27 protein-coding genes are annotated in these 24,581 nt (G+C 66.9%); 14 read left to right on the top strand and 13 right to left on the bottom strand.

The genetic code is table 11. The annotated features are described in order from the left end of the window. Positions 1 to 60: 60 nt before the first annotated feature. From P7B02_RS19465 to P7B02_RS19450, 4 genes are all read right to left on the bottom strand, one after another. Complete coding sequence (locus P7B02_RS19465; protein ID WP_277788025.1) at positions 61 to 2,208, bottom strand: TonB-dependent receptor domain-containing protein; 2,148 nt, start codon at positions 2,206 to 2,208, stop codon at positions 61 to 63. A gap of 141 nt (positions 2,209 to 2,349) precedes the next feature. Further along, entirely contained in the window at positions 2,350 to 2,799 is a 450-nt protein-coding gene (locus tag P7B02_RS19460; RefSeq protein ID WP_277788024.1) for a hypothetical protein, read from the bottom strand. Positions 2,800 to 2,859: 60 nt separating this feature from the next. Then, positions 2,860 to 3,057, bottom strand: coding sequence for a hypothetical protein (locus tag P7B02_RS19455; RefSeq protein WP_277788023.1), 198 nt, complete (start codon positions 3,055 to 3,057; stop codon positions 2,860 to 2,862). A gap of 132 nt (positions 3,058 to 3,189) precedes the next feature. Beyond that, on the bottom strand, positions 3,190 to 3,399 hold the full coding sequence (locus P7B02_RS19450) for a DUF2188 domain-containing protein (protein ID WP_277788022.1): 210 nt from the start codon (positions 3,397 to 3,399) through the stop codon (positions 3,190 to 3,192). Positions 3,400 to 3,624: 225 nt separating this feature from the next. Here P7B02_RS19450 and P7B02_RS19445 point away from each other — a divergent pair, with 225 nt between their 5' ends. Further along, positions 3,625 to 3,834 (top strand): cold-shock protein, encoded by a 210-nt coding sequence (locus P7B02_RS19445; protein ID WP_277788021.1) that lies wholly within the window; start codon positions 3,625 to 3,627, stop codon positions 3,832 to 3,834. Positions 3,835 to 3,907: 73 nt separating this feature from the next. On the opposite strand, the gene P7B02_RS19440 is transcribed toward P7B02_RS19445, so the two are convergent. After that, on the bottom strand, positions 3,908 to 4,654 hold the full coding sequence (locus P7B02_RS19440; protein ID WP_277788020.1) for a site-2 protease family protein: 747 nt from the start codon (positions 4,652 to 4,654) through the stop codon (positions 3,908 to 3,910). A 108-nt stretch (positions 4,655 to 4,762) separates the two neighbouring features. On the opposite strand from P7B02_RS19440, the gene P7B02_RS19435 reads away from it, so the two are divergent. The 3 genes from P7B02_RS19435 (at position 4,763) to P7B02_RS19425 (ending at position 5,919) form a co-directional block, all read left to right on the top strand. Continuing rightward, positions 4,763 to 5,068 carry an autorepressor SdpR family transcription factor gene (locus P7B02_RS19435; protein WP_277788019.1) on the top strand — a complete coding sequence of 102 codons (306 nt, stop codon included), beginning with the start codon at positions 4,763 to 4,765 and terminating at the stop codon, positions 5,066 to 5,068. Further along, positions 5,065 to 5,451, top strand: coding sequence for an ammonium transporter (locus P7B02_RS19430; RefSeq protein WP_277788018.1), 387 nt, complete (start codon positions 5,065 to 5,067; stop codon positions 5,449 to 5,451). The genes P7B02_RS19435 and P7B02_RS19430 overlap by 4 nt, the downstream gene beginning before the upstream one ends. A 144-nt stretch (positions 5,452 to 5,595) precedes the next feature. Beyond that, positions 5,596 to 5,919: a hypothetical protein gene (locus tag P7B02_RS19425; RefSeq protein ID WP_277788017.1), complete on the top strand. Its 324-nt coding sequence runs from the start codon at positions 5,596 to 5,598 to the stop codon at positions 5,917 to 5,919. 41 nt (positions 5,920 to 5,960) lie between these two features. Here the strand turns inward: P7B02_RS19425 and P7B02_RS19420 are convergent, their stop codons facing one another. Further along, the gene (locus P7B02_RS19420) at positions 5,961 to 6,809 is read right to left on the bottom strand and encodes an alpha/beta hydrolase family protein (protein ID WP_277788016.1); all 849 of its coding nucleotides are present in this window, start codon (positions 6,807 to 6,809) and stop codon (positions 5,961 to 5,963) included. Positions 6,810 to 6,917: 108 nt separating this feature from the next. Here P7B02_RS19420 and thiD point away from each other — a divergent pair, with 108 nt between their 5' ends. Together thiD and P7B02_RS19410 are read left to right on the top strand one after the other, a co-directional pair. Next, positions 6,918 to 7,739 (top strand): bifunctional hydroxymethylpyrimidine kinase/phosphomethylpyrimidine kinase, encoded by an 822-nt coding sequence (gene thiD, locus P7B02_RS19415; protein ID WP_277788015.1) that lies wholly within the window; start codon positions 6,918 to 6,920, stop codon positions 7,737 to 7,739. Continuing rightward, positions 7,736 to 8,323 carry a nucleotidyltransferase family protein gene (locus P7B02_RS19410; RefSeq protein WP_277788014.1) on the top strand — a complete coding sequence of 196 codons (588 nt, stop codon included), beginning with the start codon at positions 7,736 to 7,738 and terminating at the stop codon, positions 8,321 to 8,323. The genes thiD and P7B02_RS19410 overlap by 4 nt, the downstream gene beginning before the upstream one ends. A 58-nt stretch (positions 8,324 to 8,381) precedes the next feature. Here the strand turns inward: P7B02_RS19410 and P7B02_RS19405 are convergent, their stop codons facing one another. From P7B02_RS19405 to P7B02_RS19395, 3 genes are all read right to left on the bottom strand, one after another. Further along, entirely contained in the window at positions 8,382 to 8,831 is a 450-nt protein-coding gene (locus tag P7B02_RS19405) for a GNAT family N-acetyltransferase (RefSeq protein WP_277788013.1), read from the bottom strand. A 103-nt stretch (positions 8,832 to 8,934) separates the two neighbouring features. Beyond that, positions 8,935 to 9,279 carry a hypothetical protein gene (locus tag P7B02_RS19400; protein ID WP_277788012.1) on the bottom strand — a complete coding sequence of 115 codons (345 nt, stop codon included), beginning with the start codon at positions 9,277 to 9,279 and terminating at the stop codon, positions 8,935 to 8,937. Between the two features lie 130 nt (positions 9,280 to 9,409). Beyond that, positions 9,410 to 11,266: an ATP-binding protein gene (locus P7B02_RS19395; RefSeq protein ID WP_277788011.1), complete on the bottom strand. Its 1,857-nt coding sequence runs from the start codon at positions 11,264 to 11,266 to the stop codon at positions 9,410 to 9,412. A gap of 96 nt (positions 11,267 to 11,362) precedes the next feature. Between P7B02_RS19395 and P7B02_RS19390 the strand changes: the two genes are divergently transcribed. The 5 genes from P7B02_RS19390 (at position 11,363) to P7B02_RS19370 (ending at position 15,656) form a co-directional block, all read left to right on the top strand. Continuing rightward, the gene (locus tag P7B02_RS19390) at positions 11,363 to 11,791 is read left to right on the top strand and encodes a hypothetical protein (protein WP_347276669.1); all 429 of its coding nucleotides are present in this window, start codon (positions 11,363 to 11,365) and stop codon (positions 11,789 to 11,791) included. Positions 11,792 to 11,928: 137 nt separating this feature from the next. Then, positions 11,929 to 12,267: a hypothetical protein gene (locus tag P7B02_RS19385; RefSeq protein ID WP_277788010.1), complete on the top strand. Its 339-nt coding sequence runs from the start codon at positions 11,929 to 11,931 to the stop codon at positions 12,265 to 12,267. Between the two features lie 112 nt (positions 12,268 to 12,379). Next, positions 12,380 to 13,564, top strand: coding sequence for a phosphoserine transaminase (locus tag P7B02_RS19380; protein ID WP_277788009.1), 1,185 nt, complete (start codon positions 12,380 to 12,382; stop codon positions 13,562 to 13,564). A 146-nt stretch (positions 13,565 to 13,710) separates the two neighbouring features. Beyond that, positions 13,711 to 15,291, top strand: coding sequence for a phosphoglycerate dehydrogenase (serA, locus tag P7B02_RS19375; protein WP_277788008.1), 1,581 nt, complete (start codon positions 13,711 to 13,713; stop codon positions 15,289 to 15,291). A gap of 5 nt (positions 15,292 to 15,296) precedes the next feature. Then, on the top strand, positions 15,297 to 15,656 hold the full coding sequence (locus P7B02_RS19370; RefSeq protein WP_277788007.1) for a hypothetical protein: 360 nt from the start codon (positions 15,297 to 15,299) through the stop codon (positions 15,654 to 15,656). 12 nt (positions 15,657 to 15,668) lie between these two features. On the opposite strand, the gene P7B02_RS19365 is transcribed toward P7B02_RS19370, so the two are convergent. Further along, positions 15,669 to 16,406, bottom strand: a complete 738-nt coding sequence (locus P7B02_RS19365) for a hypothetical protein (protein ID WP_277788006.1) — start codon at positions 16,404 to 16,406, stop codon at positions 15,669 to 15,671. A 124-nt stretch (positions 16,407 to 16,530) separates the two neighbouring features. Between P7B02_RS19365 and P7B02_RS19360 the strand changes: the two genes are divergently transcribed. Genes P7B02_RS19360 through P7B02_RS19350 form a run of 3 tightly spaced genes read left to right on the top strand, consistent with a single transcriptional unit; the run spans position 16,531 to position 22,014 of the window. After that, positions 16,531 to 17,298, top strand: coding sequence for an ImuA family protein (locus P7B02_RS19360; RefSeq protein WP_277788005.1), 768 nt, complete (start codon positions 16,531 to 16,533; stop codon positions 17,296 to 17,298). After that, a complete protein-coding gene (locus tag P7B02_RS19355) occupies positions 17,222 to 18,781 on the top strand; it encodes a DNA polymerase Y family protein (protein ID WP_277788004.1) in 1,560 nt (519 codons plus the stop codon). The genes P7B02_RS19360 and P7B02_RS19355 overlap by 77 nt, the downstream gene beginning before the upstream one ends. Continuing rightward, on the top strand, positions 18,778 to 22,014 hold the full coding sequence (locus tag P7B02_RS19350) for an error-prone DNA polymerase (RefSeq protein ID WP_277788003.1): 3,237 nt from the start codon (positions 18,778 to 18,780) through the stop codon (positions 22,012 to 22,014). The genes P7B02_RS19355 and P7B02_RS19350 overlap by 4 nt, the downstream gene beginning before the upstream one ends. Here the strand turns inward: P7B02_RS19350 and P7B02_RS19345 are convergent. From P7B02_RS19345 to metX, 3 genes are read right to left on the bottom strand one after another with little or no spacing between them, the layout of a single operon-like run. Then, positions 22,011 to 22,751: an endonuclease/exonuclease/phosphatase family protein gene (locus P7B02_RS19345; RefSeq protein WP_277788002.1), complete on the bottom strand. Its 741-nt coding sequence runs from the start codon at positions 22,749 to 22,751 to the stop codon at positions 22,011 to 22,013. The genes P7B02_RS19350 and P7B02_RS19345 overlap by 4 nt on opposite strands. After that, complete coding sequence (metW, locus tag P7B02_RS19340; RefSeq protein ID WP_277788001.1) at positions 22,748 to 23,416, bottom strand: methionine biosynthesis protein MetW; 669 nt, start codon at positions 23,414 to 23,416, stop codon at positions 22,748 to 22,750. The genes P7B02_RS19345 and metW overlap by 4 nt, the downstream gene beginning before the upstream one ends. Next, positions 23,413 to 24,552: a homoserine O-acetyltransferase MetX gene (gene metX / locus P7B02_RS19335; RefSeq protein ID WP_277788039.1), complete on the bottom strand. Its 1,140-nt coding sequence runs from the start codon at positions 24,550 to 24,552 to the stop codon at positions 23,413 to 23,415. The genes metW and metX overlap by 4 nt, the downstream gene beginning before the upstream one ends. Positions 24,553 to 24,581 lie beyond the last annotated feature (29 nt).

Below are 24,581 nucleotides of genomic sequence, written 5' to 3'. Positions count from 1 at the left end.
GCGACGCCGGCGGGGATCGGGTTCCCGCCGGCGTCTAAACATCCAGACGTCTCTCCTCGTCTAGAAGTCGTACTTGATGGAGACCCACAGACGGCGGGGCTCCTGATTGTTGGTGTACTCCGGCGCGTAGCTGAGCGGCGTGCCGTACGGCAGCTGCTGCACGAAGTCGGTGTTCAGCAGGTTGTAGACCGTGGCGTTGAGCGTCAGGTTCTCACGCACCTTGTACGAACCGCCCAGGTGGAACAGGGCGTATTCCTTGTAGTCGCCCAGGGCGTCCTGGGCCGCGCCGGCGCCGCGATAGCGCGGGCTGCGGTATTCGCCGCGCACCCAGGCGTTCAGCTTGTCGTTGATCGTCCAGCGCAGGTTGCCGTTGAGCATGTGCTCCGGCGTGTCGGTCAGGGGCTGGCCCTTGCCGGCGCCGCTCTTCTGCTCACTGTCGGTGTAGGTGTAGTTCACCCGCAGCGACCAATCCGCGGCGAAGTCCCAACGCGCGGCCGCTTCGACGCCGCGGGTGACCGCCTCGTCGATGTTCACGGACTGGCCGAAGGTCGCCGAGTTCGGGAAGAAACCCACGTCCACGCAACCGGCCGGACCGCTCTGGCCGGCGTTGTACTGCGCCTGGGTCAGGCCGAAGGCGCAGTTGGCCACCGGCACGCCCGAGGCGATCTTGTCCTTGAACTCGTTGTTGAAGACCGTGACGTTGAAGTCGAAGCCGTTCAGGTTGTCGAAGTAGACGCCCAGTTCGCTGCTGGTGCTGGTTTCCGGCGTCAGGGTCGGGGTGCCGATCAGCGGCAGGCGGCCTTGCTGGCCGAAGCCGTTGATGCCGGCGGTCAGCTGCTCCAGGCGCGGGGTCTTGAAGCCCTTGGCCACGCCGCCCTTCACGGTCAGCTTGTCGCTGGCGGTCCACACCAGATAGCCGCGCGGGCTGAACTGGCTGCCGAAGACGCTGTGGTCGTCATGGCGGGCGCCGACCGTCAGGGCCAAGCCCGGAGCGAAGCGCCACTCGTCCTCGGCGAACAGGGCCCACTGCTCATGGGTGAACTGCGACGGGGCGACGCCGTCGGTCATCTCGGCGTCCCAGTACTGGCCGCCGACGGTGAAGGCATGCTTTCCCCAGCGCGACTGCAGCTTGCTGTCGAAGATGGTGTTCACCGATTCCAACGCACGGGGGCCGCCGGCGCCGGCCACGCCCGGAGGCACGATGCGGCCGAGGGTCTCGGTCTTGTTGCGCGACAGGTTGCTGGAGATCGTGCCGATCACCGTGCGCCAGTCGTGCGCCAGGGCGAACTGCTCGCGCTTGAACTCCAGGGCGTCGCCGTAGCCGCCGGCCAGGGTGTTGGTGCCCATCTGGCCCTTGGAGTTGTCGTACCACTGCTCCGACCAGTCGGCGTCCAGCCACAGGTCGTGGTCTTCGTGCGGGGTCAGGCTCAGGCGGCCGCCCCAGGTGCGGATCTCGGCCTTGGTGGCGCTGCGGCCGAAGCCGGTGATCGGCGCGTCGACGCCGGCCACGTTCTCGAAGGTGAGGGCGGAAGCTTCGCGGTTCTGGAAGCTGCCGCGCAGCTGCAGGCCCAGCAGATCGCGCACGATCGGACCCGACAGATAGGCGTTGCCGCCGTAGATGTTGCCGAACTCGTCGTCGCCCTGCAGGGTGCCGTCCATGGTGACGGAGCCGGTCCAGGTCTCACCGACCTTGCGGGTCAGGATGTTGACTACGCCGCCCATGGCGTCCGACCCGTAGAGGGTGGAGACCGGGCCGCGCACGACCTCGATGCGCTCGATGGAGCTCATCGGCGGCATGAAGCTGGTGGAGGTTTCGCCGAAGCCGTTCGGAGTCACGCTGCCGGCGGTGTTCTGGCGGCGGCCGTCGATCAGGATCAGCGTGTAGTCGCTGCCCATGCCGCGGATGTTGATGTTCAGGCCGCCGGTCTTGCCGACCGAACCACCCACATCGACGCCTTCCACATTGGCCAGCACTTCGGCCAGGCTGGAGTAGCGCGTCTCTTCCAGCTCTTCGCGGGACAGGACGGTGATGCTGGCGGGTGCATCGACGATCTTCTGTTCGAAGCCGGAGGCGGTGACGACCAGTTGGTCCAGATCGGCGACGCCGTCAGCGGCGGCTTCAGCGGCGATGGCCGCGCTGGAAGCCAGCAACAGGACGGCGGACGCCGCGCCGCCCACGAGGGCGCGGGCGGTGAAAGTGCGTGACATAAAAGCCCCCGAGTTCTTGCGAGGGCCTCGCATTATCAACACGACCCTTACGCGGCCAACAATTTTTGCGAATAATTCGCAACGAGCAATCATTCGTTACAAACGCGACAAGAAGCTAAAATGTTTGGCCGTCGCCAAGGTTCACCCCAGAACGCCACGCTTTCGCATGGCCCAGGCGTACCAAGCCAACAGGACGCCGATAAGCGTGATCACCGCCGGCATGTAGATCGCCGAGGGGCCCATGATGTCGGCCGAGTGCAGCACCAGGTTGCCGTAGGCGAAGCTGACGATCATGGCCGCCAGGCTGATGGCGAAGGCATGCACCGCCCAACGGGTCCGCATCAGCAGCAGCAGCGAACCCGCCACCCCGCCCCACACGCCGATCGTCCAGGCGGCCTCCATCACCACCGGCAGGCCGGCCACGTAGGCGCGCTGCTCCGCTGTCAGAGCCGCAAGGTACTGATCGTCGCCGATCTGGGTCATGATGTAGTCAAAGCCGCCGAATGCATTCCAGCATAGGCTCAGCACCCCGACCACCCACAGGTGCCACGGCGCCTTTGCGCGCACGGCGCTCATCGTTGCGTCTGTCATTGTTCAAGCCCTCCCTGCTTGATTGGGAGGCAGCGTGACACGGATCGGCGAACGACGATACTAGCTTGCGAGCGCCTCGCGGCGGGCGGTGCAGACCTCACGCTCGCCGTCCCATACCACCACATGCGAACTGCTGGGATGACCGCGCAACAGAGCGCCGGCACGCTGGGCGGCCAGATGGTCGTCGGGGAGTTCGGTCACATCCATGGTGGTGGATGCGCCGTCGGGTCGACAGACAAGAAAGGTATAGACTGTCATCTGGAGCTCCAGCGCTTCAGGCGGGAGCATGTGGACCCAGGGGTCTGGTCTCTCAGCCGCTGACGCCCAACAGTCGGCCAGCGATGTTTCACCTTCCCACGACCCAGCCTGACGGTCTGTCGGCTATCCGACCTAGGCGTTGGCGAAAAAGCCGTGCTCGCCGCTGACGCGCACCTGGCAGGGGCGGCCTTCGTCCTGCATCTGGCGGGCGTGCTTGTTGGCGGCGGCCTTGGCCTCCTCCTTGTTCACGGAGTGGCCGAAATAGTTGCCTTCCAGCTCGACAGCCCACTGGCCGTCTTGCCGTGCGACGGTCAGGACCGCCCTTACAGTTTCGTTGCGCATGGCCGCCTTATAGCATGTTTCGGCCAAAAATCTCAGAACTTTCAGATATTTCTTGCCAAGCCATAGAAAAACACCGATTATCGAGTAATCAAATCTCGTTTGGCTCGTCTCTCTGTCCGCCGAAATCCTAGTGTTTCAGCCTTCGACGTTTTTCCGGCCCTCTCCGAAAATTTGATCTCGTCATCCATCGTGGGCGCGAGAACTCATGTCCGGAAGGGACAGTAAATGCAAAGCGGCACTGTAAAGTGGTTCAACGGCACCAAGGGCTTCGGCTTCATCCAGCCTGATGAAGGCGGCGCCGACGTCTTCGTGCATATCTCGGCGGTGGAACGCGCCGGCATGCGCAGCCTCGATGAGGGCCAGAAGATCGGTTACGAGCTCGAGCAGGACAAGCGCAGCGGCAAGATGTCGGCTGGCCAACTGCAAGCCCTCTAAGACGGCTTTTCGCCCCTCCAGGCGAAGATTGGAAGCGCCTCCCCGGACATCGTCCGGGGAGGCGTTTTCGTCATCAGTCCTGCTTCCAGAACGTGAAGGCGTCCCAGCCGCCGACGATCGCCTCGCGCGGCACGCCCAGCAGGTCAGTGACCAGAACGGCCGTTCCGATCAGCAGGCCTGACGCTCCCGGAACCAGGAACAGCAGGGCCAGCAGCGCCAGAATCCCCAGCGCCTCGAACTTCCGCACCGCCCGTTGCACCCGCACCGGCAGCCACGGGCGCAGCACGCCGTACCCGTCCAGCCCCGGGATCGGCAGCAGGTTCAGGATCAACGCCGTCGCTTGCAGGAAGGCGAGGAAGGCCAGGGCCACGATCACCGGCGAGGTGTCCTGCTCGCGCCAGCCCGCCGCGATGACCACGGCCAGGACGATCAGCACCAGCAGCGTCCCCAGCGGTCCCGCCAGGGACGACATCGAGCGCCCCATGCGGCTGCGCATCAGATCCTCCCGCAGATAGACCGCGCCGCCCGGAAACCCGATGCCGCCCAAGGCCAGGGCGATCACCGGCAGGATCAGGCTGGTGGACAGGTCCGCGTACTTCAACGGATCGAAGCTGAGATAGCCCTTGCCCACCACCTCGGTGTCGCCGGCCCGCCAGGCCACGAAGGCGTGGCCGAACTCATGCACCCCGACGCTGATCATCCATCCCGCCAGGACAAAGGCGAAGACCAGCGGCCCCGACGGTGCGGCCGCGAGCGCCGCGCCGAAAGCCAGGAACAGGCCGATCAGGATGAACCCGTTGCGGGAAAGGGTGATGGGCACGGAACGGCGGCTCTTTCGGCGAGGCAGAAGCCGGCTCTCTAGCACGGTTCGCGGGGCGCGCGGCGACGCCCTGTTGACTCATTTCGATGATTAGCTAATCATCACAATATGAGTCAGGTGTTCAAAGCCCTTTCCGATCCCACCCGCAGGCGCGTGCTGCTGCTGCTGCGCGGCGGCCCCATGAGCGCGGGCGAACTGAGCGATCAGTTCGACGTCTCCAAACCGACCATGTCGGCCCACTTCGCGGTGCTGAAGGAGGCCGACCTGATCCACGCCGAGAAGGCGGGGAAGTCGATCATCTATCACCTGAAGCTTTCGGTGCTCGAAGAAGCGCTGCTGGGCTTCGTCCACTCATTCGGCCTGGGCGAGGAAGCGCCCGAGGCCGCGAAAACCAAGGCGGAGACCGCACGATGATCACCATGAACAAGGACCTGACGGGGAGCCTCGCCTGGGGTGGGACCATTCTGGCCGTGGCGCTGGCTGGCAGCTATGCGCGCAAGATGGGCTATCTGGACAATGACACGGTCACCCGGCTGGTCATCGGTCTGAACGGCCTGATGATCGCCTGGTACGGCAACCGCATGCCCAAGGTCGTCGCCCCCAGCGACTGCGCCCGAAAGGTGACCCGTGTCGGCGGCTGGGCCATGGCCCTCAGCGGCCTTGTCTATGCCGGCCTGTGGGCCTTCGCCCCGATCCCCGTGGCGGTGGCCCTGGGATCCGCCGCCATCCTGATCGGCGTCGCCACGACCCTCGGCTACTGCCTGATGCTGCGGGGAAGGGCGAAGGGCGAGGTCTGAGGCTCGAGTTTCATCGAAGCGGCTGAGCTGATACGCATGAATTGACGGCGAGGATTACAAGTGTAACCTGGCTCATCGAGTTGGACGGTGAGCTAGATGCTTTTCGCCATTTTCACGAATGCAGCTGCGCCCCAGAAAGTCGCCTTGATCGCTCTGCTGGCGACGTTTCCGCTGATCTTCGTCGCCATCCCGTTTTCTCTCAGAGAGGAGGCAGGCCGTCCCTGGCGAAGCCTGATCGCCAACCTCCGCATTGCGGGGCCGGTGGTCGGCCTGCTCATCGGCGGCCTGAACAGCTTCCATATGGCGGACACGATCCAGAGGCTGCCCTTCGATCCGACGCTCAAGCAGATCGCACCGGGCATTTTTGAAGTTTCCACGATTGTGAGTCTTGGCGCTATGATCGGACTGGCCGCCGTGCTGGCGCACATCGCCATCGACCTCGCGCCTTCTCGAAAGAGGACGTCTTAAGCTTGGGGCAGCGCTGATCGAGGCAGCGCCGCCCGTCCACTCTAGCGCGTTAGAAACTCCGCCAGATCGCTCGACTTGCGGGCTTTCAGCGCCGCCGCGGCCGTCGCGTCGCCGAGAATTTCGGCCTTCAGGAATTCGGTGCTGACCGCCGCCGCCTCGGCCGCGCCGGGATGGGTGGCGAAGTCGAGGCCGATCAGGTCGTGGGTCCCGCCCTTGACCACCATGGCGTAGCGGGCGCCAGCCGGAGCCGTCTCGAAGGCGCGCAGGTGGTCCTTGGGATCGGTGACGAAGTGCGGCACCACATCGGCGTCGCCGGTGATGGTCAGCGATGGGACGGCCAGGCTCTGATAGGCATTGGGCGCGATCAGGCCGGGAATGACCCCGGGGGAGGAGATGGCGACCACCGCCTTCACCTGCTTGTCCCGGGCCGGAATCATGGGCTCCAGCGCGCCGCCGGCGATCATGGCGCCCAGGGCGCCGTAGGAATGTCCCGCCGCCCCGCGCGGCAGGCCAGGAGCGAACTTGTCGGCCAGGGTGCCGGCCACCACCATGTCGGCCACGCGCAGACCCAGGGCCGCCTTCAGATCAGTCTGGCGGTTGGGGTGTTTCTGGGAATCCATGTGCAGGGGCGCGACCACCAGGAAGCCGGCGTCGCGCCACTGGCTGAGCAATTCTTGGTAGCGCCAGGGCCAGGAGCCGGCGCCGTGCGAGAACAGGATCACCCCCTTGGGCGCGGCCGGCTTCCACAGGCTGATGCTGACCTCGCGGCCCTGGACAGGGATGGTCACGGTGGCGTCGGCTGCGGCCTCGGCGGCGAAGGCGGGTTGCGTCAGGGCGAGGCCAAGCGCGCCGGCCAGCAGGCCGCGGCGGCTGGTGGTGAAGATGGTCATTGCAGGTCCCCTAGAAATGCAGCCGGAGGTTCTGATGGACTCGCGGGTCTTGTCGAGGCTTGGCCCAGCAAGGAAGACAGCTTGGCCGCCTGCGGCTAGAAAACGGGCATGAGCACTTCCGACACCCCCGCGAACCCCAATAAGGGCCGCGTCCTGATCATCGCCGGATCCGATTCCGGCGGCGGGGCGGGCATCCAGGCCGACATCAAGACGGTCACGGCCCTGGGCGGCTACGCGGCCACGGCGATCACCGCCATCACCGTGCAGAACACCTTGGGCGTCAGCGGCGTGCATCCGGTCCCGGTGGAGGTGATCGAGGCTCAGGGCCGCGCCGTGCTGGATGACATCGGCGCCGACGCCCTGAAGACCGGCATGCTGGGTGATGTGGAGACGGTGCAGGCGGTGACCCGCCTAATCCTGACCGCCGGCGGCGCGCCCGCCGTGGTCGATCCGGTGATGATCGCCAAGGGCGGGGCGGCCTTACTGCCCATGGAGGCGGTGGAGGCGGTGCGCCATCTGCTGGTCCCGCGCGCTGCCCTGTTGACGCCCAACGCGCCGGAGGCGGCGACTCTCACCGGCCTGACGGTGGAGACCACCGACGACCTCCGCCGGGCGGGCGAGGCGCTGCTGGAGATGGGCGCCCAGGCGGTGCTGATGAAGGGCGGCCATATCGACGGCGAGCGGGTGGTGGACCTGCTGATCACACGCGACGCCGAGACGGTGTTCGAGGGCGAGCGGATCGAGACCCGCCACACCCACGGCACGGGCTGCACGCTCGCCTCCGCCTGCGCGACCGGGCTGGCCCAGGGGATGACCTTGGTGGAGTCGGTGGCCCGCGCCTGGAACTACGTCCACGAAGCCATGCTGCGCGCGCCCGGCTTCGGCGCCGGCCATGGGCCCCTGGATCACGGATGGACGGTGCGGCGATGAGCAACAACGAACTCAAGGCTCGGCTGGAGACCATCCTACGCGCCGCGCCGCAACTGATGCAGGTGATGGAGACTGCTCGCACCCTGGACCTGCCTGACTGGCTGGTCTTCTCCGGCGCGATCTATCAGCCGGTCTGGAACCACCTGACCGGCCGCGCGGCCGACTACGGGATCAAGGACTACGACCTGGGCTATTTCGACCCCACGGACCTGTCCTACGAGGCGGAGGACGCGGTGATCCGTCTGGCGGCTTCGGCCTTCGACGAACCGCTCCGCAGCATGGTCGAGGTGCGCAACCAGGCGCGCGTGCATCTGTGGTTCGAGGGGCGGTTCAAGGAGCCCTTCACGCCCCTGCCGAATGCGGCCGAGGCCCTGACCCGCTTCGTGGCCCCAGCCTTCGCCGTCGGCGCGCGGCTGGAGTCGGACGGGTCGATGACGATAATCGCTCCCTTCGGCCTGGAGGACATGTTCGACATGGTCCTGCGCCCCAACCCCTCACGCCCCAAGGCGGCGGGCTGGGCCAAGGCCGTGCGCTCCGCCGTCGTCCGTTGGCCCGAGTTGAAGGTGATCGAGAACGAGGACTAAGCGCCTTGGGCGAAAGTGTGAGCGGTTTCGCCGCGTAACGCGCGTCCACCAAAGAGCTCTAACCGCGGCGGTAGACGTCCTTGTCGACGATCTCCATCCAGCGATCGACGCCGTCCAGCGGCTTGAAGCCGTATTGGGCGTAGAGGCCATGGGCGTCGGCGGTGGCCAGGTGCTTGCGGCGCAGGCCCTGCAGATCCGGGTGTTCGGTGAAGGCCTGCATGATCGCCTTCCCCAAGCCATGTCCCCGGTGCCGCTCATCCACGAACACGTCGCACAGCCAGGCGAATGTGGCGCGGTCGGTCACCACTCGCGCCATGGCCGCCATCTGGCCTGACGCGGCGAAGACGCCGAAGGTCAGGCTGTTGCGGACCGCCTTCTCCAGCGTGGAGCGGGGGATGCCCTGCGCCCAGTAGCTTTCCCCGCCGATCCACTGTTGGGCGCGGTCGAGATCGAAGCGGGCCTGATCGTCGCTGACGACATAGCCGCCGTGGTGCCGTTCGTAGGTCATGCGGCCTTAAACGACAAAACCCCGGCCGGCGAAAGCGCCGACCGGGGTCGTTGTGAAGATCATGCCGGCCGCTGGAGGAGCAGCGGCCGGCCGACCTCAGGACTTACCAGCGGCGGTCGCCGTAGCCGTAGCCGTAACGGTCGCCGTCGCGGCGCTCATAGCGGACGGCGGCGGCCAGGCGGTCGAAGCGGCGGTCAAGATCGGCGCGCTCCCAATTGCTCAGGCCGTTGCGGCGATAGCGGTCCTCCAGACGGTTCAGGTCGCGGAACTCCGCGCGCAGGCGATAGGCCTCGTTGCGGGTGATCTGGCCGTTGCGGACGCCTTGGTCGATGCGGCGGTCAATGTTGGCCTGACGATGGTTGATCGACTGCCAGCCTTGGGCCAGGGCAGGAGCGGTCGTGGCGGCCAGGGCCGACACCGCGACGATCGGAATCAGGATCTTCTTCATGGCTCGGTTCCTCTCGAAACTTCGCGTCGTCGGGAATGACGACGTTGGGGAGAGGAAAACACGCGGAGCCTGAAACGGTTCTGAGCCGCTCGTTGTGTTGTGTTCAGGTTGGTGAACGGCGCGATGCGCCTCAGGCGGCCTTGACGGTCAGCTCGCCGGAGGCGGCGCGGTCGATGGCTTCGTACAGCTTGGCCACTTCGATCGGCTTGGCCACGTGCCCGTCCATGCCGGCGGCCAGATAGGCCTGGCGCTGCTGGTCGGAGGCGTCGGCGGTCACGGCCAGGATCGGAGTGCGGCCGCGGCCGGCGCGGGTTTCGGCCTCGCGGATGGCGCGGGCGGCGTCCAGCCCGTCCAGCACCGGCATGTGGATGTCGAGCAGGACGAGGTCGTAGTCCACCTGTTCGCAGGCCTCGATGGCGGCCTTGCCGTCGTTGACGATGTCGAGCGTCACCCCGAGCGGAGCCAGGATGGCGGTGATGACCTTCTGGTTGGTGGTGTTGTCGTCGGCGGCCAGCACGCGCAGGGCGCGGGTCGGAACGACCACCTTGCTGTCACCCGGCGTTTCGGCCTGGGCGCGCTCCAACGGCAGGCGAACGATAAAACACGCGCCTTCACCGAGGCGGCTTTCCACGCGAATGGCGCCCTTCATGGCCTCGGCCAGCTCGCGCGCCAGGGTCAGGCCCAGGCCCAGACCGCCGAACTGGCGGGTTGTCGAATCGTCGGCCTGCACGAAGCGCTCGAACAGCCGCAGGCGCTGGGCTTCGGAAATGCCCACGCCGGTGTCGGTGACGGACAGCTCGAGCGCGCCGTCCTCGCAGATCGACAGGCGCGTGCGCACGGCGCCGGCGTCGGTGAACTTCACGGCGTTGGACAGCAGGGCGGCGACGATCTGGCCGACCCGGGCGGGATCGCCCATCCAGCGGCCCATCGCCGGCTCCTCCACGTGAACGTCGAAGGCCAGGCCCTTGTCGGCGGCGGCGATGGCGTAGGGATCGGCGGCGGTCCAGACCAGATCGCGCAGGTCGAACGCCTCATTGGCCAGCTTCAGGCGGCCAGCCTCGATCTTCGACAGGTCGAGCACGTCGTTCAGCACGGACAGCAGCATCTCGCCCGAGCGCCGGATCACCGTCAGACGCTCCTGCTGGATCGGGCTCAGCTCGCCCATGGCCATCACTTCAGCCATGGCCAGAACGCCGTTCAGAGGCGTGCGGATCTCGTGGCTCATATTGGACAGGAAGTGCGACTTCATGCGGTTGGCGGCTTCGGCGTCGTCGCGGGCCTGGACCAGTTCGCGCATGGTGCGGCGAAGCGTGCGGTCGTTGGCGCCGAGCTGGCCGAGCAGATCGTTGAAGCTGCGCGTCAGGTTGTGGACCACGTCGTCGCGGGCCGTCTCGTTCACCGGTTCGAAGCGGCCGCTGGCGGCGATGGCGCGCATGGCGTGCGACAGCCGCTCCATGGGGGCGCTGATGCGGCGGGCCAAGCCGTTGGCGAGCAACAGGGCGAAGCCCGCGGAGCCGAAGAACAACGCGCCGATCAGGGCGATGTCCTGGGGCGTGGCCTCCAGCACGGGCGGCTTGGCGCGATGCAGCTCAACCCGGCCGACCGTGCGGCCGTTTGATTTCACCGGCGCGGAGACCGACATGGTCTCGCCGGTCATAAGGTCGCCGTGCGAGGCGATGATCCGGCCCTGGGCGTCGCGAAGGAGGGCCACGGTCACCTTGGGGGCGTTCGAGACGATGCCGAGCGTGTGTCGGGCGGCGGCGCGGTCGCCGCCGAGGATCGCGGGCGCGGCGTCCGAGGCGATGATCTGCGCCAGGATTTCGTGATTGCGGCGCCGGGCCTCGTTGGTGGAGGCAGTCTTCTGGAACAGGAAGGTCAGGCAGGCAGCCGCGAGCACGCACACCGTGGTGACGAGCGCCGCCGCCGCGATCCGGCCTTGCAGGGTCGCATGGGTCGAACGGGAGTTGGACCGGCCGTCGCTGCTCATAGAACTCGCACACGCATGAGAAGACTTGAAATCAGCATGGCTGATCTTCCCTAACGCTTCGCTTCCAGCGTGCGCTCGCTCAATCCGCGCGCGAGCATGGTTAATAAAACGTCTACAGGCGTTATTAAGCTTGGCTGTGCGTTAAGATTTCATTTACCTTCTGCTTCGTCCTTAACAACGGAGGCGACTGTGGAAAAAGCATTCGTGGCTCAACGCGTGGCGAACAAGCTTTTCGCGACGGAAAACGCCATCGACGCGGCGATGGTGGAAGCGTCCGAAATGATGTCCGAGATGCTTAAGGCTCGGAAAGAACTGGGTGTTTCGGCGGTGGTCGGCGATCAGGCCAGCGCCAAGCTGGTGGAAGCCATCGCCGCACTCGGCGCGGCCCGGACCGCCATGGTCGAGGCGCACGGCGTGCTCGGCGAGACGAAGCTGCGCCTGGGCATCCGCACCAAGCTGGCGGGCTTTGAGATGAAAGAAGCCTCGGCCGCGTCCGTGCGCGAGGCGCGCCGTCAAGCGAGCTGAAAAGCCAACATTGCGTGACTTTAACTTCCCGGACTCTAGACTTGAGCTAGGGTCCGGGCATGTCGCCTGTTCTTTCCATAACCTTGCTATGGGCCGGTCTTCTTGTGGTCGTGGCTTTCGCATGGGTGAAGGGGCAGATGCCTGAGCGCCTCGGAAGCTTATCCGTCATTGTTGGCGGCCTGCTGGCTGTGCTGGTCCATGTTGTGTCGCCCGCGGGGGCGGTGCCGACCACGCTGCTGGTCCTGGATGGCGTCCTGGCGGCGGCCTTCCTGTTCCTCGCCGTGTGCTACGGAAGAGCCTGGCTAGGCGTCGCCATGCTGCTGCAAGGCGTTCAGTTCAGCTTGCACGCCTATTACTTCGTCGGCGATCTGGGCCATGACATGACCTACTCGCTGGTCAACAATCTCGTCACCATCGGCATCCTGGCCGCCATCGTCATCGGCACCATCGACGCCATGCGCCGCAGAGCGGCGTAACGCCTCTCCAGAAAATCTCTCCTTGCGCGCCAGGCCGATATGCGGTTCTTCGGCGACGGGCCACGCTCTCCCAACGGAGCGCTGCTCATCTGTAAGGATGGGAGACATCGCTATGACGACCACGACCGCACCCGCGGCGAAACCGGCTGTGCGCCCCGCGCGCCCCGAATTCTCTTCCGGCCCCTGCGCCAAGCGCCCCGGCTGGAACTCCGAAAATCTCGCAAACGCCGTCCTCGGCCGCTCGCACCGCTCGAAGCTGGGCAAGGCGCGTCTGAAGGAAGCCATCGACCGCACCCGCGAGGTGCTGGAGGTCCCGGCGGACTTCCTGATCGGCATCGTCCCCGGTTCGGACACCGGCGCCGTCGAGATGGCGATGTGGTCGATGCTGGGCGCTCGCCCGGTGCAACTGATGGCCTTCGAATCCTTCGGCAAGGACTGGGTCACGGACGTCACCAAGCAACTGAAGCTGCCGAACGTGGAGGTGTTGGACGCCCCGTACGGCAAGCTGCCGGACACCTCGAAGGTCCGCCCCGACGCCGATCTCGTCTTCACCTGGAACGGCACGACCTCTGGCGTGCGCGTGCCGAACGCCGATTTTATCTCGGCCGATCGTGAAGGCATCACCATCTGCGACGCCACCAGCGCCGCCTTCGCCCAGAAGTTGGACTGGACGAAGCTCGATGTGGTCACCTTCTCCTGGCAGAAGGCTCTGGGCGGGGAGGGCGCGCACGGCGTCCTGATCCTCGGTCCGCGCGCCGTCGCCCGGCTTGAGAGCTACGTTCCCGCCTGGCCGATGCCGAAGCTGTTCCGCATGACCAAGGGCGGAAAGGTCAGCCTCGACATTTTCGAGGGCGCGACCATCAACACGCCGTCGATGCTCTGCGTCGAGGACGCGGTGGACGCCCTGAAATGGGCCTCGTCCATCGGCGGCCTGGAAGAGATGCAGCGCCGCGCCGACGAAAACCTGGCGGCCCTGACCCGCTGGGTGGCCAAGACCCCGTGGGTGGACTTCCTGGCGGAGGACGCCTCGATCCGCTCCAACACTTCGGTGTGCCTGAAGGTGGTCGATCCCAAGATCGCCGCCCTGTCCGACGACGCCCAGGCCGACTTCGCCAAGAAGCTGGCCTCCGTCCTGGAGAAGGAAGGCGCGGCCCTGGACATCGGCGGCTATCGCGATGCGCCGGCCGGCCTGCGCATCTGGTGCGGCGCCACGGTTGAGACCTCCGACGTGGAGGCGCTCACGCCCTGGCTCGACTGGGCCTTCGCCACGGTCTCGGCCGAACTGGCCGCCGCCTAAGCACAGAACCTCGAACCCCCTCAGTCGCTTCGCGACAGCTCCCCCCAGTGGGGGAGCATCTCGCCCGAACGATCCTCCCCTCTTGGGGGAGGTGGCCCGGAGGGCCGGAGGGGGCTTCTCACCATTCTCCGCAAGGAATCCGAACCATGACCGCTCCCCGCGTCCTCATCGCTGACAAGCTGAGCCCCGCCGCCGTCGACATCTTCAAGAACCGCGGCGTCGATTTCGACATCAAGACCGGCCTGTCGAAAGACGAGCTGATCGCCGTGATCGGCGACTATGACGGCATCGCCATCCGCTCGGGCGCCAAGCTCGACAAGGACGTCATCGCCGCCGCCAACAAGCTGCAGGTCATCGCCCGCGCCGGGATCGGCGTCGACAACGTCGACATCCCGGCCGCCACCGCAAAGGGCGTGGTGGTGATGAACACCCCGTTTGGCAACTCGATCACCACGGCCGAGCACGCCATCGCCATGATGTTCGCCCTGGCCCGCCAGCTTCCCGCCGCCGACGCCAGCACCCAGGCCGGCAAGTGGGAGAAGAACCGCTTCATGGGCGTGGAGCTTTACGCCAAGACGCTCGGCCTGATCGGCGCCGGCAACATCGGCGGCATCGTCGCCGACCGCGCCCTGGGCCTGAAGATGAAGGTCATCGCCTATGACCCGTTCCTGTCGCCGGAACGCGCCGTGGAGATCGGCGTCGAGAAGGTGGAACTGGAAGACCTGCTGGCGCGCGCCGATGTCATCACCCTGCACACGCCGCTGACCGACAAGACCCGCAACATCCTTTCGGCGGAAGCTCTGGCCAAGACCAAGAAGGGCGTGCTGATCGTCAACTGCGCCCGCGGCGGCCTGGTTGACGAGGTCGCCCTGCGCAAGCTGCTGGACGATGGCCATGTGGGCGGCGCCGCCTTCGACGTGTTCGTCACCGAGCCGGCCAAGGAAAACCCGCTGTTCGGGTCGGACAAGGTCGTGGCCACCCCGCACCTGGGCGCCAGCACCAACGAGGCGCAGGAGAACGTCGCCCTGCAGGTGGCCGAGCAGATGAGCGATTACCTGCTCACCGGCGCCGTCACCAACGCCCTGAACAGCCCGTCGATCACCGCCGAGGAAGCGCCGAAGCTGAAGCCGTACGTGGCCCTGGCGGAGAAGATCGGCGCCCTGGCCGGCCAGATGGTCGACTTCGGCATCAAGGCCATCGACATCGCCTATGAGGGCGACGTGGCGGCCCTGAACGTGAAGCCCATGACCTCGGCCGCCCTGTCGGGAATCCTCAAGCCGATGCTGGCCGAGATCAACATGGTCTCCGCGCCGGCCGTGGCCAAGGAGCGCGGCATCACCGTCTCCGAAAGCCGCCAGGAAGTCAGCCCGACCTATGACAGCCTGATGCGCGTGACCATCACCACCGAGAAGGGCAAGCGCAGCTTCGCCGGCATCGTGGTCGGCGGCGCCCCGCGCATCGTCGAGGTCAAGGGCATGGAGCTGGACGCGGCCTTCTCGCCGGCCATGCTCTACGTCAACAACCTGGACAAGCCGGGCTTCATTGGGGCGCTGGGCGGTCTGCTGGGCGAGGCGGGCGTCAACATCGCCACCTTCAACCTGGGCCGCGTGGGCGCGGGCGACGACGCCATCGCCCTGGTCGGTGTCGATCAGGCTCCCGACGACGCGCTGCTGACCAAGATCCAGGCCCTTCCGCACGTGAAGGAAGCCCGGGCCCTGCGGTTCTAAGCGCGATGTGGAAGGCGGCGGCGATCCTGTTCAAGGGGCTGTTCGCGGCCGCCTGCGTCGTGGTCGTCTGGCAGGCCCTCGGCCCGCCGGACGGCCCCGGCTCGCTCATCCCGTGGGACAAGGCCCTGCACGGCCTGACCTTCTTCGTCCTGACGGGCATGGCCCTGCTGGCCTTCCCGAAGATGAAGCTGTGGCGGGTGGCCGTGCTGATGCTGGCCTTCGGCGGGCTGATCGAGATCTTGCAGTCTATCCCGCTCTTCGACCGGGACGCGGAATGGGCTGACCTGCTGGCCGACGTGGTGGGCATCGGCGCCGTCATCGGCGTGGCGATCGCCGTCGCCCTGCGCAGGAAGCTTCCGGCCTAGGCGTAGGCTCCTTTAAGCGTAGGCCAGATGCTCGGCCAGGAAGTAGAAGCGCCAGTCGAGCTTCAGGATGTTCTCCAGCTCGCGGAAGCTGGGCGGCTCGTAGCGCGACACCACGTGCAGGGGCTTGTCGCGGATCTTCAGCACCTCGACCAGCAGCACCAGCGAGGTGTCGACCGAGGCGATGCGCGCGGCCCGTTCGATCACCGTACACCAGTCGAACAGGGTGTAGCCCTCGACCTGCTGGAGCCGGACCTCCTTCTCCGGCGCGCGGTGCGGGAAGGGTATGGTGCGGGTGGAGCAGTTCTCGTTGATCAGGGCGTAGGGGACGCCGTCGTCCAGGCCCAGGTGGCGGAATAGCGCCTCTTCCTTCGCCAGGTCGCGCTTGAGCTCCACATGATCGGCCCAGTCGTCGAACTCGATCCCGGCGACCTTGTACTTCAGCTCCATGGTCAGCTTGGGGGCGTATCGCCAGCTGAAGAACAGCGACAGGTAGGTGTAGTTCGGTCCTTCGATCGGGGTCAGGGCGATCTTGTCCGACAGGAACATGACCTCGTCCCGGAAGTCGAACGCCTCCTCCAGGATAGGGGTCTCTATGTTGTCCGGCATGACCAGGGCGTCATAGACCCAGGCGTGCTTCTGCAGCACCGGCATGATCACGCGCCGACCCTCGGCGGCGTAGGCCTTGGCGATCTTCTGGATGAAGAAGATGTCGCCCACCATGCCAGGCTGGAAGATGATCGCGGGCTTCATGACGGGGCTCGGAGAATCAGAATCTGCGGCCAGTCTTACACACCTGAGCCGTGTGCGATCAGGCTGGACTCCGGGTCTCGATAGAGTTAGAACAAAATAAGAACATAAGCACGGGATCGACCACATGTCCGGTTCGCGCGCCGCGCGGCTTTCGGCCTTGAAGGGCCAGATCGCCGCCCTGGAGGCGGGGACTCGGACTCTGAGTCCCGTCCTGCCGTTCGGGGATGCGCGCATCGACGGCTGCTTCCCTCATGGCGGCCTGCCGCTGGGCCGCTGGCATGAGGTGGGGGGCGAGGGGCTGGAGACAGAGACCGCCGCCTGCGCGGCCGGCTTCACGGCCCTGATGGTCGGGGCTTTGGCCAGGAAGGGGGAGGTGGTCTGGGTCCTGCGGCGCGACGACCTGCACGCGCCGGGCCTGTCCAACCTGGGCTTTCCTGTCGACCGCCTGATCCAGGTCTGCGTCCGTGACGAGGCTGAGGCTCTCGCCGCCTTGGAAGACGCCCTTGGCTCCGTCGGCGTCGTCGCGGCGGTGGGAGAGGTGGAGGCGCCGGATCTGCGGGCCGGGCGGCGGCTGCAGCTGGCCTGCGAGCGGCGCGGGGCGACGGGCTTCGTCATTCGCCGCAAGCCTTTCGGCGGTCCGGCGCGGGGCAAGGCGGAGCCGTCAGGCTCGGCCTCGGCCACCCGCTGGCGGATAGGCCCGGCGCCGACCGAGGCGGCGGCCTGGGGCTTGGGCCCCGCGCGATGGCGGGTGGCGCTCGAACGCAGCCGGGGCGGGCGGCCCGGCGAATGGCTTCTGCAGCAGAGGGAGGACGAAGATGCCGCGCATCCTTTCGCTGTGGTGTCCGAACTGGCCGATCACCACCTGGCGCCGGAAGAACGCCGCCGGGCTTGATCTCTCCTCCCCTGCGAAGCGGGGGCGGGGGGAGGAGAAGCCTCGTCCCCTGGTTCTTATCCAGTCGGAGGCGGGCACGCGTAAGCTGGCGGCGGTCGATCGAACGGCCGTGTCCCTTGGTCTTTTCGCCGGACAGAAGGCCGCCGACGCCGCGGCGCTCGTGCCGGAGTTGGACAGCGTCGACTACGATCCGGACGGTGACGCGGCGGCGCTGGAGGCGCTGTGCGACTGGTGCGTGCGGTTCTCGCCGGCGGTGGCGGTCGATGGACTGGACGGGCTGTTTCTGGACATCACTGGGGTCTCTCATCTTTGGGACGGGGAGGCGGCCATGGCCTCTGACCTCATCGCGCGCCTGGCGGCCAACGCCATTCCCGCCCGCGCCGCCGTTGCGGACACGGCCGGAGCGGCCTGGGCTCTGGCGCGGTTCGGGCGCGCGCGGGTCGTGACGGTCCCGCCCGGAAAGCAGGCTGACGCCCTGCGCCCCCTGCCCATCGCCGCCCTGCGCCTGGATGAAGCCGCCGCCGCCCAGCTTCCCCGCCTGGGTCTGACCAGGGTCGGCAAGATCATGGACCAGCCGCGCGCCGCCCTGGCCCGCCGGTTCGGCATGGGGCTGATGCTGCGTTTGGATCAGGCGCTGGGCGGACTAGAGGAGGCCCTCGCTTTCCGTCGTCCGCCCACGCCGTGGTTCGAGCGGCTGGCCTTCGCCGAGCCGATCAGCGCGCTGGAAGATCTGGAGCGGGTCACGGACGACATCCTGGCCGCCATGGCCCAGCGGCTGGCGGCGCGGGGGCAGGGCGCGCGGCGGTTCATCCTGACCTTCCATCGGCTGGATGGCCGGGCCTTCACCGTCAGCGCCGGCCTGTCGCGCCTCGGCCGGGCGGCGGCGCCCGTCGCCCGCCTGCTGAAGCCCAAGCTGGGCGAGGTTGATCCCGGCTTCGGCATCGAGGTGGCGACCCTGTGCGCCGAAGAGGTGGAGACCCTGTCCGAGCGGCAGTCGCGCCTGGACGATGACGCCGAGGCCCTGGCCCAGGAAGGCGTCGCCGCCCTGGTCGACCGCCTGACCGCGCGCCTGGGCGAGGGGCGGGTGTTCCGCGCCATCCCCGTGCAGAGTCATGTGCCCGAACGCGCCGTGCGCCGGGGCGAGGCCCTGTCCGACCTGACCGAGGGCTGGGACCCCGACAAGCCGCGCCCGGTGCGCCTGTTCCGCCAGCCCGAGCCGATCGAGGCCATGGCCCTGCTTCCCGACAATCCGCCCTCCCGTTTCCAGTGGCGGGGACGGATGCACACGGTCACCCGCGCCGAAGGACCGGAGCGCATCGGGGACGAGTGGTGGCGGCGGCCCCTGGATCAGGTCGGCAGCGACTGGGTGCGCGATTACTACCGGGTGGAGGACACAGCCGGCGCGCGGTTCTGGATCTTCCGCGCCGGTCTCTATGGCGGCGAGACCAAGCCCCGCTGGTGGCTGCACGGGCTGTTCGCATGACCCGGTACGCGGAGCTGCAGACGACGACCGCTTTCTCGTTCTTGAGAGGGGCGTCACATCCTCAGGAGTTGGTGATCGGCGCCGAGGCTCTTGGCATGACGGCTGTGGGCATCACTGACCGCAACACCCTGGCCGGCGTGGTGCGTGCCTGGACCGAGGCTACTGACAAGGAGAAAGCCTACAAGATCCGGGCTTTGACCGGATGCCGTCTCGACTTCAGGGACGGCTCGCCAAGCGTGCTTATCTATCCGAGTGACCGCGAGGCCTATGGTCGCCTCACGCGCCTGCTGACCGAAGGCCAGTTGAGGGGCGAGAAGGGCGAGTGTTTCCTCGATTGGGCAGACCTGACGAAGTACGGCGAAGGACAGTTGGTCATCGTCGTGCCGCCCTCGAATCTGGATGAAGCCTTTGAGCGCGACCTGGCCCGCGCAGCGGGCGATTTTCGTGGAAGCATCTGGCTGGCTGGGTCGCGAGGTTATGCGGCCCAGGACGTAAAGCGGCTCACCCGCCTGTCAGAGATGGCCCAGACGTTCCGCGCTCCGCTGCTCGCCACTGGCGATGTCCTGTATCACGGCCCGGAACGGCGTCCGTTGCACGACGTCATGACCTGCATCCGCGAGAAGACGACGATCCAGGAGGCGGGGTTTCGTCTGGAAGCCAACGCCGAACGCCACCTCAAGCCGCCCGCTGAAATGGAGCGTTTGTTCAAGCGCTGGCCGGTGGCGGTGGAGCGAACCCAGGAGGTGGTCGAGCGTGTCGAGTTCGATCTCAGCCAGCTCAGCTACCAGTATCCGGACGAACCTGTCCCTCCCGGCAGCACCGCGATCCGACACCTGACCAAGTTGTCCTGCGAAGGCGCGCGTAAGCGCTACCCAAATGGCGTGCCTACCAAGGTGGCGAAGAACCTCCGACACGAACTGAAGCTGATCCGGAAGATGGATGTTCCGGACTATTTCCTCACCGTCCATGACATCGTGAACTGGGCGCGGACGAGGCCCGATCCGATCCTCTGCCAGGGACGAGGTTCGGCGGCCAATTCGTCTGTCTGCTTCTGCCTCGGTGTCACGGCGGTGGACCCCACCATCGAGAACCAGGACCTATTGTTCGCCCGCTTTCTGTCGGAAGAGCGTGGAGATCCGCCGGATATCGACGTCGACTTCGAGCATGAGCGGCGCGAACAGGTCATGCAGTACGTCTATGAGCGCTATGGGCGGCATCGGGCGGCCATCTGCGCCACGGTCATCCACTACCGCCCTCGCAGCGCGATCCGACAGGTGGGCAAGGCGCTCGGCCTGACCGAGGACATCACCGCCGCCTTGGCCAACACCGTCTGGGGCAGCTGGGGCGACGGCCTGCCGGAAGCGCATATTCGTCAGGCTGGTCTTGATCCCGAAAACGAAGAGATTCAGCGGGCCGTCGGTCTGGCGACCCAGTTACTGAAGTTCCCTCGCCACCTGTCGCAGCATGTGGGTGGGTATGTGCTGACCCAGCGCCGCCTCGACGAGATCGTTCCGATCGGCAAGGCGGCTATGAAGGACCGCACCTTCATCGAATGGGACAAGGACGACATCGACAGCCTGAAGCTGATGAAGGTCGATATCCTGGCTCTGGGCATGCTCAGCGCCATCAAGCGGGGGCTGGACATGTTGGCGCGAGACCATCGTGAGAACTGCCTGCGGATGTACGGCCAGCTGATCGAGAACCACGCCCAGATTCCTTCAGCGGATCCGGCTGTCTACGCCATGCTGCAGAAGGCGGACTCCATCGGCGTCTTCCAGGTGGAGAGCCGGGCGCAGATGTCGATGCTGCCCCGCCTGCGGCCAGAAAATTTCTATGACTTGGCCATCCAAGTAGCGATCGTAAGGCCTGGCCCGATCCAGGGGGACATGGTCCATCCCTACCTGAAGCGCAGGCAGAAGATCGAAGCTGTCAGCTACCCAAAGCCTGGACCGGAGCATCCTCAGGACGAGCTCGAAAGCATACTCGGGAAGACGCTCGGCGTGCCGCTCTTCCAGGAGCAGGCGATGCGTCTGGCGATCACGGCGGCCAAGTTCACGGACGTGGAAGCCAACAAGCTTCGCCGTTGCATGGCGACCTTCAAGAACCTCGGAGACCTGGCCGAGCACCGTGACCGCTTCATCGGCGGCATGACGGATCGGGGGTATGAGCGGGAGTTCGCCGAGCGTTGCTTCAAGCAGATCGAGGGTTTCGGCTCGTATGGCTTTCCTGAAAGCCACGCGATCAGTTTCGCGATCCTGGTCTACGCCTCGGCCTGGCTGAAATGCTGGTGGCCGGACGTGTTCTGCGCGGCGATGATCAACAGCCAACCCATGGGCTTCTACCAACCGGCGCAATTGGTCCGGGACGCCAGGGACAACGGCAAGGTCGAGGTGCGGCCGCCCGACATCCTGTCCAGCGACTGGGACTGCACCCTGGAGACCGCCAGCCAGCCGGGGTCACGCCTGAAGGCGGTGCGGCTGGGCCTGCGTCAGATTCGAGGGTTCAAGAAGCCGGAGGCCGAGCTGCTGATGCAGGCGCGGGTGAAGGGCGGCGCCAGCGAACTCGCCCACTTCGCCCAAGCCGGACTATCGCGGCGGTCGCTCGAACTTCTCGCGGAAGCCGACGCCTGCCGCTCTATCGGCCTGGACCGGCGACAGGCCCTATGGGCGGTGAAGGGACTGGCGCCGGAAATCCGCGCGCCGCGAGAGACGCCGCTGCTGGCCGGCCTGCCGCTGTTCGAGACGGCGGCCGCCCTGCCGGCCATGAGCGACACCCAGCATGTGGCGGAGGACTACCGCACCACCAGCCTGTCCCTGAAGGATCACCCCCTGGCCTTCTTCCGCGAACGGTTGCGGCGGATGGGTTGCACCCCGGCAGGGCGGCTGGATGACTTGAGGGACGGGGCGCGGGTGATGGTGGCCGGACTGGTCCTGATCCGCCAGCGCCCAGGCACGGCCAAGAACGTCACGTTCCTGACCCTGGAGGACGAGACCGGGCCCATGAACGCGGTGGTCTGGCAGCGCCTGTTCGTGGAGAACCGGCGCACGGTGATGACCTCGGGCTTCCTGGTCATCCACGGCAAGATTCAGAAGGAGAGCAACGTCATCCATGTGGTGGCCGAACGCTTCGTCGATCTGTCCGACTGGCTGGCGGAGCTGAAGGTCGAGCCGGGCGAACAGACGATCTGCCCCCGTGTCCCAGGCCGCATGGTCCGCAGCCGGGACTTCCACTAGGCCGCCGAGGGCAGCTCCAGCTCCACCAGCAGAGGCAGGTGGTCCGAGGCTTGGCGGGCGCGGGCGTCATAGGGGCTCTCGATCGCGCAGACCTTGATGTCCCCGGCCAGGAAGACGTGGTCGATCCGCATGAACGGGAAGTTCGAAGGGAAGGTCGCCGTCGGCGGGCGCGGGCGGCCCACCTGGGCGTCGCGCATGGCGGCGCGCAGCATGCGGTAGGTCTTGGAATAGGGCGTGGCGTTGAAATCGCCCAGCAGCACGGCCGGGGCGGTGAACTGTTCGTCCGCCAGCCAGTGGTCGATGAGGGCGGCGGCCTGACGCTGCTGCTCGCGGGGGATGAGGCCGAGGTGGGTGTTGATCACCTGCAGCTCGCGGCCGCCGCCGATGTCGATGGCGACCCACACCGCGCCGCGCGGCTCCAGCCCCGGCACCCGCTTGTACTGGGGCAGGGAGTCGGCGCGGATCAGGCGTTCGGGCAGGGCGGTGAGGATGGCGTCGCCGTACAACTCCTCCTCGACCTTCATAGCCGGGTGGAAGCGCGACTTCATCTTCAGCAGTTCAGCCAGCTTGTGGGCCTGGTCGACGCCGCGCGTGCGGGCGCGGCCGACGTCGAGCTCCTGCAACGCCACCACGTCGGGACGCAGGGCGGCGATCACCTCGGCGACACGCTCCACGTCGAGACGGCGGTCGACGCCCACGCAGCGGTGGACGTTGTAGGTGACAAGGCGAAGTTTCATCCGCCGAAGAGATCGTTCCTGGGCGCTTGAGGTTCCGTGGAGCCGGCGCCTTCTCCGCGCCGGCTGAGCAGAAAGAGCGCCGCTTCGGACCGCCAGTTCTCCAGCGGCCTGGTCGGGTCGATGGCGCGCGCAGGCCGCCCCTCGGTGAGGGCGGCGCAGGCGTCGATGCGCAGATCCAGGTCCTCGCACAGGGTCAGGAAGTCGGCCAGGGTGCAAAGGTGGATGTTCGGCGTCGACCACCACGGCTCGGGCAGGGCGCGGGTCTCCGGCATCCGCCCGCGGCTGACCAGCGACCAGCGCACGCGCCAGTGGCCGAAGTTCGGGAAGGACACGATGGCCCGGTCAGCGATCCGCAGCAGCTCGCTCAGCACATGGCGCGGGTTGCGCACGGCCTGCAGGGTCTGGGACAGGACCGCGTAGTCGAAGGCCTTGGCGGCGAAATGATCGAGGTCGCGGTCGGCGTCGCCCTGCACCACGGCCAGGCCGCGCGACAGGCCGGCGGCCACGCCTTCGGGGCTGATCTCGACCCCGCGGCCGTCCACCTGCTTTTCCTGGGCCAGGATCTCCAGCAACTCGCCCTCGCCGCAGCCCACGTCGAGCACGCGCGAGCCCGGGCGCACCAGGCGCAGGATTTCCTTGAAGTCCTCGCGGATCACCGGCCTCACGAAATCCCCCGCGCCTGGTCGGCCGACGCCATGAAGCCGGACAGGGCCGCGTTCATCACCGGCTCGTCCAGCAGGAAGGCGTCATGACCCTTGTCGCTCTCGATTTCGACGAAGCTGGCTCGCGCCCCGGCGGCGTTCAGCGCCCGGACGATGTGGCGGTTCTCGGCGGTGGGGTAGAGCCAGTCGGTGGTGAAGGACAGCACGCAGAAGCGCACGTTGCGCGCGCGCTTGAAAGCCTCCGCCAGGATGCCGCCGTGGCCCTGGGCCAGGTCGAAATAGTCCATGGCCCGGGTGATGTAGAGGTAGGAGTTGGCGTCGAAGCGGTCGACGAAGCTGGCGCCCTGGTGGCGCAGATAGCTCTCCACCTGGAAGTCGGCGTCGAAGCCCCAGGACAGGCCGTCGCGTTGCAGCTCCCGCCCGAACTTCCGCTGCAGGGCCGGCTCGGACAGATAGGTGATGTGCGCGGCCATGCGGGCCACGGCCAGCCCCTTTTCCGGCCGCACGCCGTGCAGGGCGTAGGAGCCGCCGCGCCAGTCGGGATCGGCCATGACCGCCTGGCGGCCGACTTCGTGGAAGGCGATATTCTGAGCCGAGTGACGAGCCGCCGAGGCGATGATCACGGCGGAGAAGATCTTCTCCGGATAATCGGCCGCCCATTGCAGCACCTGCATGCCGCCCATGGAGCCGCCGACTACGGCGAACAGGGTCTCGACCCCCAGCGCCTCGACCAGCATGGCCTGGGCGCGGACCATGTCGGCGATGGTGATCACAGGGAACGACAGGCCATAGGCCTGACCGGTCTCGGGATTGATCGAGGCCGGGCCTGTTGAGCCCATGCAACCGCCGATGACGTTCGAGCAGATGATGAAATGCCGCGCCGGATCGAGCGGCAGGCCGGGGCCGATGAGGCGGTTCCACCAGCCGGGCTTGCCCGACACCGGGTGCTCGCCCGCGCAATGCTGGTCGCCGGTCAGGGCGTGGCAGACCAGGACCGCGTTCGACTTATCGGTGTTCAGTTTCCCGTAGGTGCGATAGGCGACCTCCAGCGGGGCCAACTGGCCGCCGGAATCGAGCTGCAAGGGCTGGCTGGCCGGGAAGCGCCAGGTCCCGCCGTCGCCGCAGAACGCCTCTTTCATGGTCGCCGTCGCCGCCGTCATGAGGTCTT

The sequence above is a fragment of the Caulobacter segnis genome (assembly GCF_029543125.1).
In the GTDB taxonomy this organism is placed as follows: Bacteria; Pseudomonadota; Alphaproteobacteria; order Caulobacterales; family Caulobacteraceae; genus Caulobacter; species Caulobacter segnis_D.
Note: the sequence above shows the minus strand (reverse complement) of the source record. Positions and strands in the feature narration are given on the sequence as shown.